This window comes from Curtobacterium sp. 24E2 (assembly GCF_016925595.1).
In the GTDB taxonomy this organism is placed as follows: domain Bacteria; phylum Actinomycetota; class Actinomycetes; order Actinomycetales; family Microbacteriaceae; genus Curtobacterium.
In genome coordinates this window covers 1,524,368-1,541,389 of record NZ_CP068987.1, presented here as the reverse complement: position 1 = coordinate 1,541,389, position 17,022 = coordinate 1,524,368, and the positions used below count along the sequence as shown (strand labels likewise).

Sequence of the window (17,022 nt, the reverse complement as noted above, 5' to 3'; positions counted from 1 at the left end):
CGTCCGCCTCGACTCCCCCAAAGGCATGCGCACGCGCGTGCTCCCGACCCGCCGCCGCGGCGGACGCGGTGACACGTTCGGTCGCGCGACCGAGGGCATCGCGCGGGGCATGGGCACGCCGTGGTTCCTCATCGGCCTCACCCTGTTCTGCGTGGTCTGGATGGGGTACAACACCCTCGCGCCGAAGCCGTGGCAGTTCGACTCCGCCGCGATCGGCTTCACCGCGCTGACCCTGGTGCTGTCGCTGCAGGCCTCATACGCCGCCCCGCTCATCCTGCTCGCGCAGAACCGGCAGGACGACCGCGACCGCGTGCAGTTCGAGCAGGACCGGCAGCGTGCGGAGCGCAACCTGGCGGACACCGAGTACCTGGCGCGCGAGGTCGTCGCGCTCCGGCTGGCGATGCGCGACATGGCGTCCAAGGACTTCATCCGTGCCGAGCTGCGGTCCCTGCTCGAGGAACTCGACCGGCGCGATGCCGACGACGCCGGCTACGCGAACGAGCCCGGCAGCTCCACCCGTGGCTGACGCGGCCCCCGCCGACGAGCAGCTGGGCACGGCGGTCCTCGCTGCGCTCGGCCGCGTGATCGACCCCGAGATCCGTCGGCCCGTCACGGAGCTCGACATGATCCGTGGTGTCGACGTGCAGCCAGGAGGCGCGGTGCGCGTCGACCTGCAGCTCACGATCGTGGGGTGCCCCGCCGCCGACACCATCGAGCGCGACGTGCGCGTCGCCGCCGGTTCCGTGGACGGGGTGTCGTCGGTCGACGTCGACGTGTCGGTGATGGCCCCCGCGACGCGTGCCGCGCTGACCGAACGGCTGCGGGCCGGCCGGCCGAACGGCGTCCAGTTCACGGCGGACTCGCTCACCCGGGTGATCGCCGTCACGAGCGGCAAGGGCGGTGTCGGCAAGTCGACGGTCACCGCCAACCTCGCCGTCGCGCTCGCCCGCCGCGGCCTGCGGGTCGGGATCGTCGACGTGGACGTCCACGGCTTCAGCATCCCCGGGCTGATGGGCCTGACCGACGAGCACGGCGTCGCGCCGCGTCCGACCCGGGTGGACAGCATGATCCTGCCGCCCGTCGCCCACGACGTGAAGGTCGTGTCGATCGGCATGTTCGTCGACGACGCCTCCACCGCGGTGTCCTGGCGCGGCCCGATGCTGCACCGCACCGTGAACCAGTTCCTGACCGACGTGTTCTTCGGCGACCTGGACGTGCTCCTGCTCGACCTGCCGCCCGGTACCGGTGACGTCGCGATCTCGGTCGGCCAGCTCCTCCCGCACGCCGAGGTCTTGGTCGTCACCACCCCCAGGCCGCTGCGGCCGACGTCGCCGAGCGCAGCGGGATCGTTGCACGCCAGACGGGCCAGCGGGTGATCGGGGTCATCGAGAACATGGCCGGGCTCGTGCAGCCCGACGGCTCGGTCCTGCACCTGTTCGGCGAGGGCGGCGGCGCCGAGACCGCCGCACGGCTGTCCCGCGGGCAGGACGCCGCCGTGCCGGTGCTCGGCAGCGTGCCGCTGTCCGTGCCGCTCCGCGAGGGCGGGGACACCGGCCTGCCGGTCGTGCTCGGCGCGCCGGAGGACCCCGCGGCCGTCGCACTCGCCGCGATCGCCGACGGCATCACGACGATGGGGCGCGGACTGGCCGGACGGAAGCTGGGTCTGTCGCTGTCCTAGGCTCGTCAGCATGAGCATGGATCACGTCAGCGTCGACTGGGACCGCGCCCGCGACACGAACCGGGCGAACTGGGACGACCGGGTCCCCATCCACGAGGGCGCCTACGCCGTCGACGAACTGTCCGACCCGGCGCACCGCTCCGACGTCGTGCGCGACGACCTGCCGGTGTTGACGCCGTGGCTGCCGAACGGCACGCTCGCCGGCCTCGACGTCTGCCACCTGCAGTGCCACATCGGCACCGACACCGTGTCGCTCGCCCGCGAGGGCGCCCGACTGACCGGTGTCGACTTCTCCCCGCGGCGCTCGCCTCCGCCGCCGGCCTCGCGACGCGGCTCGGACTCGACGTCACCTGGGTGGAGACCGACGTGCTCGACGCGCGCGCTGCGGTCACCGGCGACTTCGACGTCGTCTACACGAGCATCGGCACGATCTGCTGGCTCCCCGACCTCGACCGCTGGGCCGCACAGGTCGCCGGCCTGCTGCGCCCGGGCGGGGTGTTCTTCATCCGCGACGGCCACCCCGCGCTCTACGCCCTCGACGAGACCGCCGACGAACTCGTCACCCGGTACCGGTACTTCCCGGACGGCACCGCGCAGCAGTGGGACGACGCCGGTACCTACGCGGGCGACGGCACCGTGGCGAACACCCGCACGTTCGAGTGGCCGCACCCGCTGTCCGAGATCGTGAACGCCCTGCTCGACGCCGGACTCCGACTCCGCCGCCTGGACGAGGGGCGCACCCTGCCCTGGCGCTTCAGTCCTCGCATGGAGGACACCGGTGACGGCTCGTGGGCATGGCCCGACGCCGACCGCGACCGGGTCCCCCTGACGTACACGGTCGTCGCTACCCGCGACTGACGACGGGCGTCCTGCCGTCCGCTCGGCGCACAGCTGTACGTTCGTTCATGGACAGGTCGTTCCACCCCGGAGCATTATGCAAGGGCATTGCACAATGCCCTTGCGGAATGTGACCGCCTGGGCTCCACCCGCCGGACGACGACGTCCGGCCGAGGACAGGAGAACCGTGTGAACCAGAACACCCGAGTACGGATCGGCCTCGTGGCCACCGTCGCCGCAGTGATCGCCGGGGGATCACTCGCAGCAGCACCGGCCATCGCCGCGACACCGTCGTGCGCGACCGCGTGGACCGCCGGCACCGCGTACTCCGGCGGTGCCACCGTCAGCGAGAACGGATCGAACTACACCGCGAACTGGTGGACGCAGGGCGATGACCCCGCGACGCACTCCGGGGCGACGGGCAGCGGCCAGCCGTGGACGTCGACCGGTGCCTGCTCCGGCACGGGCGGCGGCACCACTCCTCCCGGTGGGGGACGACGACCCCCGGCACGGGCGGGAGCGGCGGCACGGCCAGCGGACTGGTGTTCAGCCCGTACAAGGACATCACCGTGAACCTCGACTGGAACACGAACGTCATGAACACCGCGGTCACCGGCACCCGCATCCCGGTCGTCGGGGCGAGCAACAGCCTGGTGTCCACCCGCGAGCCCGGCCTCAAGGCCATCACCCTCGCCTTCGCGACCGGCACGTGCGGCAGCGAGAACTGGGGCGGTGTCGCGGCGGATGCCTTCGCGAACGCCAACATCCCGAAGCTCGATGCCGCCGGGGTGAACTACATCGTCAGCACCGGTGGAGCCGCCGGTTCGTTCAAGTGCTCGGGCGCCGCACTGCAGAGCTTCATCGCCCGGTACGCGACCCCGCACATGATCGGCGTGGACTTCGACATCGAGAGCGGCCAGTCCGCCGCGGACGTGCAGAACCTGGTCAGCGCCGCAGCCCTCGCCCAGGCGAAGTACCCGGGCATGCGCTTCTCGTTCACGCTCGCGACCCTGGCCGCCAGCGACGGCTCGTACGGCGGGCTGAACGGCACCGGCGACGCCACCGTGAAGGCGATCAAGGCGTCGACCCTGACGAACTACACGATCAACCTCATGACGATGGACTTCGGCCGCGCGACCGCCGCGAACTGCGTGCTCTCCGGCTCCACCTGCCAGATGGGCAAGTCCTCGATCCAGGCCGTCACGAACCTGCAGCACACGTACGGCATCGCGTCGTCGAAGATCGAGGTCACCCCGATGATCGGCGTCAACGACACCACCGACGAGGTCTTCACCCTCGCCGACGTCGACACCCTGTCCGCCTACGCGAAGGCGAACGGCCTCGCCGGGATCCACTACTGGTCGCTCGACCGGGACACGCCCTGCGCCTCGACCACGGCGTCGTCCACCTGCAGTTCCGTCCCGAGCGCACCGGCACTCGCCTGGACGGATCGCTTCCTCGCCGACCTGAAGTAGTCGTCACCACACCGAACACGGGAGGCCCGGTGCCAGCTGGCACCGGGCCTCCCGTCCGTCTCGTGGTCACGTGACGGGCGTCAGGTCGCTTCCGCGTCGAAGGGTGGCGCTTCTCCCGCGGCCAGCGGCACGACGGGAGCCGTCGCGCGCACCCTGGACGCAGTCACCTGCGCGGTCTGGACCGCGGCGGCGCTGCTGGCGCTGCCGGAGTCGAGGAGTGCATCGCGGATGATCCGGCGGGGGTCGTACTGCCGCGGGTCGAGCTTCTGCCACTCGATGTCATCGAACTCGGGGCCCATCTCGTCGCGCATCCGCTCCTTCGCGGTGTCGGCGAACCGGCGGACGGCCTTCACGAACTCGGCCAACTTCTGGGCGTACATCGGCAGACGCTGCGGCCCGAGCAAGAGCACGGCAATGATCCCGATGATCAGGATCTTGTCGAGCGGGATGTTCACGTGAGCGAGCCTAACCCGTACGGCTCCGATGCACCCCTAGAGTTGTCAACCGAACGGAGTGTGCGTGTCAGAGAAAGAGTCGAACTGGAAGTTCGCCGAGGACATCGTCTCGGAGTCCGAGGCGATCGCCCGCGCTCGTGAGCACTCCCTGGAACTCGGTGTCGAGGCGATCTCGCCCGCGATCGGCGCGCAGATCGGCGTGATCGCCGCAGCCTCCCGAGCCACGAGCATCATCGAGATCGGGACGGGCCTGGGAGTCTCCGGGCTGTACCTGCTCGGCGGCGCGCCGGACGCGACCCTGACCACGATCGACGTCGAGGTCGACCACCAGCAGTTCGCCCGCGACGCCTACATCAGCGCCGGCACCGCCCCCGCTCGGATCCGGCTCATCCCTGGCCGCGCGAACCAGGTGCTCCCCGGATGAACGAAGCGTCGTACGACGTCGTCCTGGTGGACGCCGACCCCGAGCACGTCATCGAGTACGTCGAGCACGGGCTGCGGCTCGCGCGCCTCGGCGGCACCGTCCTGGTGCCGCACGCCCTGTGGCGCGGACGTGTCGCCGACCCGGTCAAGCGCGACCGGGCGACCACGGACTTCCGGCTGCTGCTGACCGAGGTGTCGACGTCGGGTGCGGTGCGCAGTGCGCTCTCGCCGGCCGGCGACGGGCTGCTGCAGCTGACGAAGGTCACCGCGTAGCGGCGTCCCCTGTCGGTCACTCGAGGTGCCGCAGGTACCGCTCCGGGGACTCGAGGAACGACCGCTGGTTGCGCACCAGGTCGAGGTCCTCCCACTCGGTGCGCCGGAACCCCCACTCGCCGACCTCGTGGATCGTCGCGCCGGGGAACGCCGCCAGGACCGGTGAGTGCGTCGAGAGCACGACCTGCCCGACCCCGCTGTCGACGATCGACCGCAGGAGCGCGATGAGCGTCAGACACCCGGAGAAGGACAGCGCCGACTCGGGTTCGTCGAGGATCCAGAGCCCCGGCCACTGCGCGCGGTCGATCACGAAGTCGAGGAACGACTCACCGTGGCTGCGCTCGTGGAACACCGGCTCGGGGCGGGAGTGGTTGGGGTGGTCCTCGAGGTAGGTGAAGAAGCCGTGCATGGTCTCGGCGCGCAGGAAGAACCCACCGCGGGGCGCACCGAAGTCGCGGCGGAGGACGATGTGCTCCCACAGCGACGACTCGGACGGACGCGTCGAGTGGTTCGCCAGGGTGGAGCCACCCTCGGGTGACATGCCGAACCGGAGCGCGATCGCCTCGATCAGGGTGGATTTGCCGACACCGTTGTCGCCGACGAACACCGTCACCGGGTCGAGGTCCAGTCCCTCGTCGAGCAGCTGCCGCACCGGGGGCAGCGTCGCAGGCCACACGTCGCGTGGCATCGGGTCAGGGTCGCGGTACTCCTCGACGCGGCGGATCGGCATGTGGGTCCTCGGCACGAGCACATCCTGCCGGACGCAGACGACGGGCCCGGCGCGTACACGCTCCGGGCCCGTCGTTCTGGTGCTTTCGACTACTAGGCCGAGACGACCTCAGCGAGTGCGTCATGGAGTTCCTTGGCCTCGGCATCGTTGACCGAGACGACCAGGCGGCCTCCTCCTTCGAGCGGAACCCGCACGATGATGAGTCGACCCTCCTTAACAGCCTCCATCGGCCCGTCACCGGTCCTCGGCTTCATGGCTGCCATCAGATGTCCCCTTTCGTGCAGTACATGCCCGCTCATTATCTCGTATTGATGGGGCAACTGCGAAACCGCCCAGGTTGGGGGTGTCGGATCGGCGGTTCTTCGCGGGTTCCGTTCGTAACCTTGGCGGATGCCGAACATCCGCTCCATGCACCGTCAGTCCCCCAGCGGACGATCCGAGCGGACCGGTCGGTCCGACGACGCGGTACCCGCCGGCCTGCGGATCGGCGCGGCGTTCACCTGGCGCATCCTCGTCGTGGGTGCCGGCCTCGCCGTCCTGGTGGCCCTGGTCGTGCTGCTGCAGGACATCGTGGTGCCGTTCCTCATCGCGCTGCTCGTGTGCGCACTGCTCATGCCGATGTCGTCGTTCCTGCAGCGGCACCGGTGGCCGAAGTGGACGGCGGTGCTGTCGAGCCTGGTGGCCCTGGTGCTGGCGCTCGGTGGGCTGGCGCTGCTCGTCACCGAGCAGGTGCGGTCCGACCTGCCGTCGCTCGAACGCCGGCTCCACCACAGCGTGCAGTCCCTGCGGACCCTGCTCGACAGCGAGCCGTTCGGGATCACGGCGAAGGACGTCGACGGATGGGTGTCGAACGGCTTCGACTACCTGCAGGCGCACGCCGCGACGATCCTGTCAGGCTTCCAGGCCGCCGGCACCGGCGCCGTGCACGTGCTCGAGGGGCTGTTCATCATCGTGTTCACGACGCTGTTCGTGCTCATCGACGGCCCGCGCATCTGGGGGTGGGTCGTCCGGCTCTTCCCGCGCCGGGCACGTGCTCGCATCGACGTCGCCGGGCACGCCGGCTGGAAGACCCTGACGAGCTTCATCCGCGTCCAGCTGGTGGTCGCCGTCACCGATGCACTCGGTGTGACCATCGGCGCGCTCGCCCTGCAGATCCCGCTGGCGATCCCGATCGGCGTCATCGTCTTCTTCGGCGCCTTCGTCCCCGTCGTCGGGGCGATCGTCGCCGGTGCGGTCGCGGTGCTCATCGCCCTGGTCTTCAACGGCTGGGTGCCGGCGCTCGTGATGCTCGGCATCGTGGTGGTCGTGCAGCAGCTCGAGAGCCACGTCCTGCACCCGTTCCTGACCGGGACAGCGGTGAAGGTGCACCCGCTCGGGGTCGTCCTCGGGGTGACCGCGGGCACGACGATCGCGGGCGTCGTCGGCGCGTTCTTCGCGGTGCCGTTCATCGCCACCGTCAACGCGATGGTCGTGGCGGCGGCGAACTGGCGGCCGGGTGACCCGGAGCCGATGTCAGCGACGGTGCCGAAGCGCGAGCGGAGCGGTCCCGCCGCACGGCTCCTGGCCCGCGCGCAGGCGCGTGAGCGCCGTGCCGATCACGGCGGGGTCCAGTCGTAGCCGTCGATCCACCAGCAGTAGTACAGCCAGACCCACTGCAGCCCGACGAACGCCACCACGACGGCCACCCGGTAGACGCGGGACCGCGGCAGCGCCACGATGCCGAGCAGCGGCGCGATCGGCACCAGGATCCGCCAGGTGCTCGACTGCGGGAAGAACACGGCGAGCAGGTACACGACGTAGGCGATGCCCCAGAGCCGCAGCTCGATCCCGATCCGTCGTGCCGCGGGCATGCAGACGAACGCCGCGAAGCCGACGACCACGACGGCCAGCAGGATCCCGCCGGCCGGCTGGTGGAACCACCACCCGAAGCCCTGGATCCACGGCGCGAACGGCACGAGCTCCTGCCACCCGACGTAGGACGACCGCCACGCGAGCTCGGTGTCGGTGTAGGCCTTGGGCACCCCGGTGACGGCCCAGGCGATCGCCGGCCACGCCAGGCCGACCAGTCCGGACACGACCGCGACCACGGCGGGCGGCACCAGCCGGCGCAGGGTGAGCGGCTCCGACGACCGCACCCACGCGGGCCGGATCGCCCACGCGCCGACGAACAGCACGACGAGCAGCGCGAACGCGAGCCCGGTCGGCCGGGTCATGCCGAGCAGCAGCACGACGGGCAGCATCGTCCACCACCGCCGGTCGACCATGAGCAGCAGCGCGACGAGCAGCAGGAACAGCCCCATCGACTCGGCGTACGCCACCTGGAACATCGCCGACACGGGCGCGACGCAGAACAGCACCGTGGCGAAGGTCGCCCGCGCGGGGTCGAGGAAGCGCCCCATCAGGCGCCGGAACACGAGCGCAGCGCCGAGCCCGGCGAGCAGCGAGACCGTCACCGCGACGAGCTCGAACGATGCGCCGGTGAGCAGCATGAGACCGCGCACCAGGAACGGGTACGCGGGCATGAAGGCCCACGCGTTCTCGGTCACGTGCCCTGCGGCGTCGACGGGCAGGGTCGACGGGTAGCCACCGGTTGCGATCACGCGGTACCAGGCGCCGTCCCAGATGGACGCGAACGACAGGTACGCCGGGTGCTGGACGGTGAACGAGTTCGCCGCCTGCACGCTCGCGAAGGCCTGCATCATCAGTCCGGTGACGAACCGGGCGAGCACGTAGACGACCGTGATGCGGACCCACCACGGCACCACCCGGTATCGGGCGCGCCAGCGGGTGCGTGCAGGGGTCGGCCGGGTGGCCCCGGCCGTCGTCAGGCCGTCAGCCACCGACGGAGGCCGGCCTCGACCGCGGTGATCTGCGCGACCGGGACCTGCTCGTCGTCGTGGTGGGCGAAGACGGGTTCACCCGGGCCGTAGTTGACCGCCGGCACACCGAGCGCCGAGAAGCGCGCGACGTCGGTCCAGCCGTACTTGGGGCGGGGCTCCGGGCCACCGACCGCCAACACGAAGTCCTGCGCGAGCGGGGCGTCGAGGCCGGGGCGGGCACCGGCAGCGAGGTCGACGATGGTCACGTCGTAGCCGTCGAAGAGCTCGCGGATGTGCGCTACGGCTTCTTCGGCAGAACGCGACGGCGCGAAGCGGTAGTTCACGTGCACCATCGCCTCGTCCGGGATGATGTTGCCCGCGATGCCGCCGCTGATCCCGACGGCGTTGAGGCCCTCGCGGTACTCGAGCCCGTCGACCGTGACGGTGCGGGGCTCGTAGGCGGCCAGCGTGGCCAGGATCGGTGCCGTCTTGTGGATCGCGTTGTCGCCGATCCAGCTGCGAGCGCTGTGCGAGCGCTTGCCGAACGTACGGATCTCGGCGCGGAGGTTGCCGTTGCAGCCACCCTCGATCTGCGCGCCGGACGGTTCCCCCAGGATGGCGAAGTCGGCGGCCAGCAGTTCCGGCCGGGTCCGGGCGAGACGGCCGAGGCCGTTCAGCAGGTCGCTGACCTCTTCGTGGTCGTACCAGACCCACGTGACGTCGACCGAGGGTTCGACCAGGTCGTACGCGAGCTTGAGCTGCACCGCGCAGCCGGCCTTCATGTCGACGGTGCCGCGACCCCACAGGATCTCGGTGCCGTCCTCGGTGGTGCGGAACTCGGTCGGCAGGTTGTCGTTGAGCGGCACGGTGTCGATGTGCCCGGCGATGACGACACGGCGGTCGCGGCCGAGGTTCGTGCGGGCGACGATCGCGTCGCCGTCGCGGATCACCTCGAGGTGCGGCAGCGGTGCGAGCACCGCCTCGATCGCGTCGGCGAGGGCCTGCTCGTTCCCCGACACCGATTCGATGTCGCAGATGGCACGGGTGATGTCGATGGACGAGGCGGTGAGGTCGAGCTGCTCCGGCATGCGGTCACCTTATCTGCCGTCGCCCCCGTCGCGCTGGCCCACGGCACGGCGGCCGGGAGGCACGGTGCGGTTCCGCAGCGTCCGTCCGGTCGGTCCGGTGCTCCCGTCCAGTGCGTCGGTACCCTGGTGCGGTGACCGACACGACCGCTGCCACCGACCCGACCGCCACCGCCGATCGCCCGACGCACGCCTGGGGCCACGGCCTCGCGACGATCGCCGCCGACGGCACGACGCTCGACACCTGGTACCCGGAGACCCACCTCGGCCCGCTGCCCACCGACGCGGTGTTCCCTGCAGAACTGCAGGCGCACGTCGGCGACGACCCCCGCCGCGAGGTCCGGATCGAGGCCGTCACCACCGAGGTCACCATCGACGCCGCCCCGACCAGCACCGAGGACGCGTACCTGCGCCTGCACCTGCTGAGCCACCTGCACGTGCGTCCGAACACCATCAACCTCGACGGTGTCTTCGGGTACCTGCCGATCGTCGCGTGGACGAACGCGGGGCCGGTCCACCCGGAGTCCCTGACCCGCCTGCGCCCGTCGCTGCAGCGGGCGGGCATCGCCGTGCACGCGATCGACAAGTTCCCGCGCCTGGTCGACTACGTCGTGCCGGACCGCGTCCGCATCGGTGACGCCAACCGCGTCCGCCTCGGTGCGCACCTGGCGCCGGGCACGACCGTCATGCACGAGGGCTTCGTGAACTTCAACGCCGGCACCCTCGGCGACGCCATGATCGAGGGCCGCGTCTCGCAGGGCGTCGTCGTCGGCAACGGCACCGACATCGGCGGTGGCGCGTCCATCATGGGCACGCTCTCCGGCGGCGGCACGCACCGGGTCTCCCTGGGCGAGCGCGCGCTGCTCGGGGCGAACGCGGGTCTCGGCATCTCCCTCGGCGACGACTCCGTCATCGAGGCCGGCCTGTACGTCACGGCCGGCACGAAGGTCGTCCTGGTCGGCGCCGCCCCGAACCCGGACGGCACGCCGAAGACCGTCAAGGCCGCCAAGCTGTCCGGCACACCGAACGTCCTGTTCCGGCGCAACAGCCTGTCCGGCGCGGTCGAGGCCCTGCAACGCAAGGGCGAGGGCATCCAGCTCAACACCGCGCTCCACGCGTAGGCCTGGCTCCGCGAAGGCGACAGAGTCCCGCGAACTGTTCGCGGGACTCTGTCGCTTTCGCGGGTGAGAACGCGCGTCAGCGCGCAGGGAGGTCCCGCTTCGGCGCACCCACGTAGAGCTGCTGCGGGCGACCGATCTTGTTGAGCGGGTCGTTGTTCAGCTCGCGCCACTGCGCGATCCAGCCGGGCAGGCGGCCGATCGCGAACAGCACCGTGAACATGCGCGGCGGGAAGCCCATCGCCTTGTAGATGATGCCCGTGTAGAAGTCGACGTTCGGGTAGAGCTTGCGGTCGATGAAGTACTGGTCGCTCAGCGCGATCTGCTCGAGCTCCTTCGCGATGTCGAGCAGGTCGTCCTGCACGCCGAGGGACTCGAGCACCTCGTCCGCCGACTCCTTGACGAGCTTTGCACGGGGGTCGTAGTTCTTGTAGACGCGGTGTCCGAAGCCCATGAGCTTCACGCCGCGCTCCTTGTTCTTCACCCGTTCGACGAAGCGCTGCACGGGCTCGCCGGAGTCCTTGATCTGCTGCAGCATCTCGAGCACGGCCTCGTTCGCGCCACCGTGCAGCGGCCCGTACAGGGCGTTGATGCCGGCCGAGATCGAGGCGAACATGTTCGCCTTCGTCGAGCCGACCAGGCGGACCGTCGCGGTGGAGGCGTTCTGCTCGTGGTCCTCGTGCAGGATGAGGAGCCGGTCGAGGGCCTTCGACAGCACCGGGTTCGGCTGGTACGTCTCGGCCATGGTGCCGAAGTTCAGGCGCAGGAAGTTGTCGACGAACGACAGCCCGTTGTCCGGGTACAGGAACGCCTGCCCGATGGACTTCTTGTGCGCGTAGGCGGCGATGACCGGCAGCTTGGCGAGCAGCCGCACGGTCTGCAGCTCGACCTTCTCCGGGTCGTCGACGTCCATGTCGTCCTCGTAGTACGTCGACAGGGCGCTGACGGCACTGGACAGCACGGACATCGGGTGCGCGGAGTGCGGGAGCGCGTCGAACAGGCGCCGCAGGTCCTCGTGCAGCAGGGTGTGCCGACGGATGCGGGCGTCGAAGTCGGCGAGTTCGGACTCGTCGGGCAGCTCGCCGTAGATCAGGAGCCACGCGACCTCGAGGAAGGTGCAGTTCGACGCGACCTGGTCGATCGGGTACCCGCGGTACCGCAGGATGCCCTCGTCGCCGTCGATGTAGGTGATCGCGCTCTTGGTCGACCCGGTGTTCACGAACCCGTAGTCGAGCGTGTTCATCCCGGTCTGCTTCTTGAACGTCGAGATGTCCATGGTGGACGCGCCGTCGACGCTCGGCAGGATCGGGAACTCCGCGCTGCCGCCCGGGTACGTCAGCGTCGCGGTCTCGCCCGTCTGTTCGGCGGCGGGACTCACGGGCACGGGCGTCGTGGGCGGTGTGGCCGTCTTCTGAGCGTCGTTGGCAGTGTCAGTCACGGTGACAGCCTAATCGCGGCGTCTGTCGCTCGTGCACACCTCGGAGGTCACGACTTGGTGGGAACCCCCGATTGCGCTGCGGGCTACGCGGTGCCGAGCCGACGGCTGCTGGCCAGCCGCTGGGCCGCCGCGGCGATGCGCTCGTCGGTCGCGGTGAGGGCCACCCGGACGTGCTCCCCGCCCGCCGTGCCGTAGAACGTGCCCGGTGCGACCAGGATCCCGCGATCGGCCAGCCACGACACCGTGTCGAGCGCGGGCTCACCACGGGTCGCCCAGAGGTACAGGCCGGCCTCGCTGAGGTCGACGCGGAAGCCGGCGTCCTCGAGTGCCCGTCGGAGCATGTTCCGGCGTGCCCGGTAACGGGCCTTCTGCTGCTGCACGTGGGTCTGGTCCGCCAGCGCGACGATCATCGCCTCCTGCACCGGCAGCGGCGGCATGAGCCCCGCGTGCTTCCGGACCGCGAGCACGTCGGCGAGGACCCGGGCGTCACCGGCGACGAACGCCGCGCGGTACCCGGCCAGGTTCGACTGCTTCGACAGCGAGTACACGCTGAGCACACCGTCGACCGAGTCGCCGACGACGCGGGGGTCGAGGATCGTGGGGGTGGGCGTGGTGGCGTACTCGGGGTCCCAGCCGAGCTCGGCGTAGCACTCGTCACCGACGATGACGGCGCCGAGTTCTCGGGCACGGGCGACCGCGACGCGCAGGTCGTCGATCGAGAGCACGCGGCCGTCGGGGTTGCCGGGCGAGTTCAGCCACACCAGCTTCGTCGTCGCCGGCCACGCCGCTGGGTCGTCCGAGGCGAGGGCGTCCGCGCCGACCAGGGCCGCGCCGAGCTCGTAGGTGGGGTACGCAGCGGCCGGGAACACCACGGTGTCGCCGGCGCCGATGCCGAGCCAGAGCGCCAGGCCGGCGATGAACTCCTTCGACCCGATCGTCGGCAGGGTGTGCGCCTCGGTCAGCTGCACCCCGTGCCGTCGGCCGTACCAGTCGGCGATGGCCTGCCGCAGAGCCGGGGTACCGGCCACCTGCGGGTAGGCGTGCGCGTCGGTGGCGTCGGCGAGGGCGCGGCGGACGACCTCGGGGGTGGGGTCGACGGGCGAACCGACGCTCAGGTCGACGATGCCGCCTTCGTACCCGGCCGCGCGCTGCTTGAACGGGACGAGCTGGTCCCAGGGGAAGTCGGGCAGGTCGAGCGCCACGTGCGTGTCCGGCTCAGCCGCGGGGCGGTTCGGCCATGACGACCGGGTGGTCCTTGTGGATCACTCCGACCTTCGCAGCGCCACCGGGCGAGCCGACTTCCTGGAAGAACTCGACGTTGGCCTTGTAGTAGTCGGCCCACTCGTCGGGCAGGTCGTCCTCGTAGTAGATGGCCTCGACCGGGCACACCGGCTCGCACGCACCGCAGTCGACGCACTCATCGGGGTGGATGTACAGCGAGCGGTCGCCCTCGTAGATGCAGTCGACGGGGCATTCGTCGATGCAGGCACGGTCCTTGACGTCGACACAGGGCTGGGCGATCACGTAGGTCACGGTTCGGGTGCTCCCTTCGACGAGCGGGTTCGAGTCTACTCGCGGCCCGGGGCCGTCCGGGACCGCAGCCCCGACAGGTCCGGCCACGCGAGCACCAGGGCGGCGATGACGGCGGGGGCGAACGTCCACACGTACCCGGCCGCGTTCGCCAGCACGAGCGGGGAGCCCTGGCCACCGACGGAGACGAGCACCTGCGTGGCGACGAGGATGCCGATGCCGATCGCGGCGACCATCGCCCGCGACCGGTAGAGCAACCGGATGCCCACGGTCAGCCCGACCACGAGCAGCGTGGTGATCACCATGCCGATCGGGAACGCGGCGGCGCCGACGGTCTGCTGGTGCGTCACGGTGCCGAGACCGCCGGTGACGAGCCCGAGCACGAGCGCGACGGCGACCGCGGCGACCTTGCCCTGGCCGGACATCTCGGCGTAGGTCTGCGGCGCCGGGGGCTGCGGGTCGGCGTCGTGCCGGAAGGCCTCGACCGCGGGGGCGTGCTCGCGGACGCCGTGCGGCATCACCCACGACAGCGCGGTCGGGGCGGCGGGATCGACCGGGTCGACGGTGACCTGCGAGCGGTACTGCTCGACCGCGGCCCGCACCTTCGCCCGCACCGGCAGGACGTCGACGGTGACGTCGGCGTCCCCGGTGTCCGGGGCGACGATCATCGAGAACGCGACCTCTTCCGCCCGGGCCGCGTACCGGGCGGCGTGGTGCACGCGCACGTGGTCGGGGTGGCCGTACCCGCCGTCGTCGGCGTAGCTCACGACCGCGTCCGCACCGGTGGAGCGGATCGCGGCACGGACGTCGTCGACGACCTCGCCGAGGTCGGCGGCGGTCAGCGAGTCGACGGGGGCGTCGTCGGCGGCGGTCGCCCGGCCGTCGGGCCCCCACTGCATGCCGGAGTCGACGTACCGGCGTTCCGGCAGGTCGGTGGGCCGCGCACCGCGACCGCCGAGCCACAGGTGCGCCGGGCCGCCGAGGGCCGCGAGCGCCGCGTCGATCTCAATCTCGCGGTGCGCGGCGACCCGCTGCGCATCGCCGGCCAGGGGGCGAGCCGCTCGGTGAGCATCTCGCCGCGCTCACCGCGGGTCGCCGTCAGCACGGTGACCTCGGCGCCGAGCTCGAGCAGGGTCGCGATCGTCCCACCGGACGACAGGGTCTCGTCGTCGGGGTGGGCGTGCACGAACAGGACGCGCTCGGGGCGCGTGACGGAGGCCTTCGACATCGCCCCCAAGGGTACGGGACTAGCGGGCCGTGACGATGTAGGTCGCGGTGACGCCGCCGTCGCCGTCCGAGAACGTGAGCACGACGCGGTACCCGTCGCTGCGGAACATCCCGAACGCACTGGACGAGTCGGCACGCTTCGCCGACTCGGTGTAGCCCGCGTCGGCGAGCTGCTGCGCGGCGGAGGCGAAGTCGTCGACCGACCCGGCGCGCACCTGCACGACCCACCCGGAGCCGTTCGGTCCCGCTCCCCCGCCGAGCACCGTGCCGTCGACGAGCGGCACGTCGGACGAGGGGAACCCGTCGGGGACCTTGCCGTCGGAGGTCACGTTCGCGCCCTTGAGCGCCGTGTCGAGCGCCCCGTCTATGCCGCCCGCGACCGAGGACATGCCGTCCTGGATCGCCTTGCCGTCGATGCCCGCGACGCCGTCCGCGACCGTCGAGGCCACCGAGGACCCGAGGTCCGTCGCCTGCTTCACGGAGTCGGACGAGCAGCCGGTGAGTCCGGCCAGGGCGATGCCGGCGGCGACGGCGGCGATCAGCGGGGTACGGAGGGAACGCATGCGCCGACGGTAACGGGTGAGCCGGGAGGCACGGCGCGAGTTGGCTGTGAACGTCCTGTCCCCGGGACGGTCACCCGCGCGGCGGGGCCGCCCCGCGCCTCCCGTCCGCCCGTCAGGCGACGTAGGCGCGCGTCGCGGCCACCAGGGCGTCGACGCCCACCGGGATCGCGGTCTCGGCCTGCGGCGCGTAGAACGGCGAGTGGTTGCTCGGGATGTCCTCGCCACGGCGGAACAGCTCCGGGTCGGTGATCCCCGTGAACCAGTAGACGAGCGGGACGCCCGCCGCCGTCGCGAGCTGCCCGACGTCCTCCGACGCCATCGCGAGCCCGATCTCCAGCTCGCGCGCGCCCGGCACGGCGGCGCTGACGGCCGCGAGCACCCGGGCTGCGGACTCCGCGTCGTTCACGGTCACCTCGGCACCGGGCGACCGCACGATCGTCGGCTCGGGCAGGCCACCGGCGTCGCTCTCGGCACGGACGATCCGCTCGATCGACGCGATGATCCGCGCACGGGTCTCCTCGTTGCGGGCACGCGTCGAGATCTCGATGACGGCTTGGTCGGGGATGATGTTGGCGCGGGTGCCGGCGTGGAAGCTTCCGACGGTGACGACACCGGCGTCGCTCGGCGAGACCTCGCGCGAGACGACGGTCTGCAGCCGGACGACGGCGGACGCCGCGGTGACGACCGGGTCGAGGGATGCCTGCGGCGCGGAGCCGTGCGCACCGCGACCGTTGAAGGTTACCGTGAGCCGGTCGCTCGAGGCCATCACCGGGCCGGAGCCGATCGCGACGATGCCGACCGGGGCCGGAGCCGAGTGCTGGCCGAGCACCACGTCGGGCTTCGGGAACCGGTCGACCAGGCCGTCCTCGACCATGGCGCGGGCGCCGGAGATGACCTCCTCCGCCGGCTGGAAGACGCCGACCACCGTGCCGCTCCACTGGTCCCTGGTGGCGACGAGGCGCTCGAGCGTGCCGAGCAACCAGGTGACGTGGATGTCGTGGCCGCACGCGTGCATCGTCGGGACGTCGTTGCCGTCCTCGTCGGTGCCGCGGTGCTGGCTGGCGTAGGGCAGACCCGTGCGCTCCTGGACCGGCAGGCCGTCCATGTCGGCGCGGAGCCACACGACCGGGCCCTCGCCGTTCGACAGGACGCCGACGACACCGGTGCCACCGACGCCGGTGGTCACCTCGATGCCACCGAACTCGGCGAGCCGGTCGGCCACGATGCCCGCAGTGCGGTGCTCCTGGAAACCGAGCTCGGGGTGGGCGTGCAGGTCCTGGTACAGCGAGAGGAGGTCGAGGGTCACGGCATCCACCGTAACCCCCGACCTCCTCAGGTCGTGCTCTTGCTGACGCGACGCGTCGCTTCGTG

Annotated in this window: 17 protein-coding genes and 3 pseudogenes; 8 read left to right on the top strand and 12 right to left on the bottom strand. The window is 71.1% G+C overall.

The features are described 5' to 3' along the window. Positions 1-25: 25 nt before the first annotated feature. The 5 genes and pseudogenes from JN350_RS07740 to JN350_RS07720 all read left to right on the top strand — a co-directional run bounded on the left by JN350_RS07740 (position 26) and on the right by JN350_RS07720 (position 3,990). The gene (locus JN350_RS07740; RefSeq protein ID WP_111085044.1) at positions 26-526 is read left to right on the top strand and encodes a DUF1003 domain-containing protein; all 501 of its coding nucleotides are present in this window, start codon (positions 26-28) and stop codon (positions 524-526) included. Continuing rightward, a pseudogene (locus tag JN350_RS07735) lies at positions 474-1,678 on the top strand (Mrp/NBP35 family ATP-binding protein). The gene JN350_RS07740 and the pseudogene JN350_RS07735 overlap by 53 nt, the downstream one beginning before the upstream one ends. A gap of 354 nt (positions 1,679-2,032) precedes the next feature. Continuing rightward, positions 2,033-2,536 carry a class I SAM-dependent methyltransferase gene (locus tag JN350_RS19130; protein WP_240347611.1) on the top strand — a complete coding sequence of 168 codons (504 nt, stop codon included), beginning with the start codon at positions 2,033-2,035 and terminating at the stop codon, positions 2,534-2,536. A 168-nt stretch (positions 2,537-2,704) separates the two neighbouring features. Further along, positions 2,705-3,088 carry a carbohydrate-binding protein gene (locus JN350_RS07725; RefSeq protein WP_205464138.1) on the top strand — a complete coding sequence of 128 codons (384 nt, stop codon included), beginning with the start codon at positions 2,705-2,707 and terminating at the stop codon, positions 3,086-3,088. Beyond that, the gene (locus JN350_RS07720) at positions 3,085-3,990 is read left to right on the top strand and encodes a glycoside hydrolase family 18 protein (protein WP_205464137.1); all 906 of its coding nucleotides are present in this window, start codon (positions 3,085-3,087) and stop codon (positions 3,988-3,990) included. The genes JN350_RS07725 and JN350_RS07720 overlap by 4 nt, the downstream gene beginning before the upstream one ends. A gap of 80 nt (positions 3,991-4,070) precedes the next feature. Here the strand turns inward: JN350_RS07720 and JN350_RS07715 are convergent, their stop codons facing one another. Further along, positions 4,071-4,445: a Sec-independent protein translocase family protein gene (locus JN350_RS07715; protein WP_205464136.1), complete on the bottom strand. Its 375-nt coding sequence runs from the start codon at positions 4,443-4,445 to the stop codon at positions 4,071-4,073. A gap of 64 nt (positions 4,446-4,509) precedes the next feature. On the opposite strand from JN350_RS07715, the pseudogene JN350_RS07710 reads away from it, so the two are divergent. Continuing rightward, positions 4,510-5,141, top strand: a pseudogene (locus tag JN350_RS07710) (O-methyltransferase). A gap of 16 nt (positions 5,142-5,157) precedes the next feature. On the opposite strand, the gene JN350_RS07705 reads toward JN350_RS07710, so the two are convergent. Both JN350_RS07705 and JN350_RS07700 read right to left on the bottom strand, forming a co-directional pair. Further along, a complete protein-coding gene (locus tag JN350_RS07705) occupies positions 5,158-5,871 on the bottom strand; it encodes an AAA family ATPase (RefSeq protein ID WP_240347610.1) in 714 nt (237 codons plus the stop codon). Between the two features lie 92 nt (positions 5,872-5,963). Next, positions 5,964-6,134, bottom strand: a complete 171-nt coding sequence (locus JN350_RS07700; protein ID WP_017887054.1) for a DUF3117 domain-containing protein — start codon at positions 6,132-6,134, stop codon at positions 5,964-5,966. Positions 6,135-6,261: 127 nt separating this feature from the next. Between JN350_RS07700 and JN350_RS07695 the strand changes: the two genes are divergently transcribed. Next, positions 6,262-7,488: an AI-2E family transporter gene (locus JN350_RS07695; RefSeq protein WP_240347609.1), complete on the top strand. Its 1,227-nt coding sequence runs from the start codon at positions 6,262-6,264 to the stop codon at positions 7,486-7,488. On the opposite strand, the gene JN350_RS07690 is transcribed toward JN350_RS07695, so the two are convergent. Together JN350_RS07690 and dapE are read right to left on the bottom strand one after the other, a co-directional pair. Then, positions 7,467-8,711, bottom strand: a complete 1,245-nt coding sequence (locus JN350_RS07690; RefSeq protein WP_205464134.1) for a hypothetical protein — start codon at positions 8,709-8,711, stop codon at positions 7,467-7,469. The genes JN350_RS07695 and JN350_RS07690 overlap by 22 nt on opposite strands. Continuing rightward, positions 8,696-9,778, bottom strand: coding sequence for a succinyl-diaminopimelate desuccinylase (gene dapE / locus JN350_RS07685; protein ID WP_205464133.1), 1,083 nt, complete (start codon positions 9,776-9,778; stop codon positions 8,696-8,698). Before dapE ends, JN350_RS07690 begins: the two co-directional genes overlap by 16 nt. A gap of 131 nt (positions 9,779-9,909) precedes the next feature. On the opposite strand from dapE, the gene dapD reads away from it, so the two are divergent. Beyond that, the gene (dapD, locus tag JN350_RS07680; protein ID WP_205464132.1) at positions 9,910-10,896 is read left to right on the top strand and encodes a 2,3,4,5-tetrahydropyridine-2,6-dicarboxylate N-succinyltransferase; all 987 of its coding nucleotides are present in this window, start codon (positions 9,910-9,912) and stop codon (positions 10,894-10,896) included. A 76-nt stretch (positions 10,897-10,972) separates the two neighbouring features. Here dapD and JN350_RS07675 read toward each other — a convergent pair whose 3' ends face one another. From JN350_RS07675 to JN350_RS07645, 7 genes and pseudogenes are all read right to left on the bottom strand, one after another. Continuing rightward, positions 10,973-12,271, bottom strand: coding sequence for a citrate synthase (locus tag JN350_RS07675; protein ID WP_123340789.1), 1,299 nt, complete (start codon positions 12,269-12,271; stop codon positions 10,973-10,975). Between the two features lie 143 nt (positions 12,272-12,414). Further along, positions 12,415-13,533: a succinyldiaminopimelate transaminase gene (gene dapC / locus JN350_RS07670; RefSeq protein ID WP_205464131.1), complete on the bottom strand. Its 1,119-nt coding sequence runs from the start codon at positions 13,531-13,533 to the stop codon at positions 12,415-12,417. 13 nt (positions 13,534-13,546) lie between these two features. Further along, the gene (gene fdxA / locus JN350_RS07665; RefSeq protein ID WP_069711637.1) at positions 13,547-13,864 is read right to left on the bottom strand and encodes a ferredoxin; all 318 of its coding nucleotides are present in this window, start codon (positions 13,862-13,864) and stop codon (positions 13,547-13,549) included. Between the two features lie 35 nt (positions 13,865-13,899). Further along, positions 13,900-14,865, bottom strand: a complete 966-nt coding sequence (locus JN350_RS07660) for a PIG-L family deacetylase (protein ID WP_275898032.1) — start codon at positions 14,863-14,865, stop codon at positions 13,900-13,902. A 65-nt stretch (positions 14,866-14,930) separates the two neighbouring features. Further along, positions 14,931-15,089 (bottom strand): annotated as a pseudogene (locus JN350_RS20110) (PIG-L deacetylase family protein); the annotation flags it as partial. A gap of 19 nt (positions 15,090-15,108) precedes the next feature. After that, a complete protein-coding gene (locus tag JN350_RS07650; protein WP_205464128.1) occupies positions 15,109-15,651 on the bottom strand; it encodes a hypothetical protein in 543 nt (180 codons plus the stop codon). Between the two features lie 112 nt (positions 15,652-15,763). Beyond that, complete coding sequence (locus tag JN350_RS07645) at positions 15,764-16,957, bottom strand: amidohydrolase (RefSeq protein WP_205464127.1); 1,194 nt, start codon at positions 16,955-16,957, stop codon at positions 15,764-15,766. Positions 16,958-17,022: the final 65 nt, after the last annotated feature.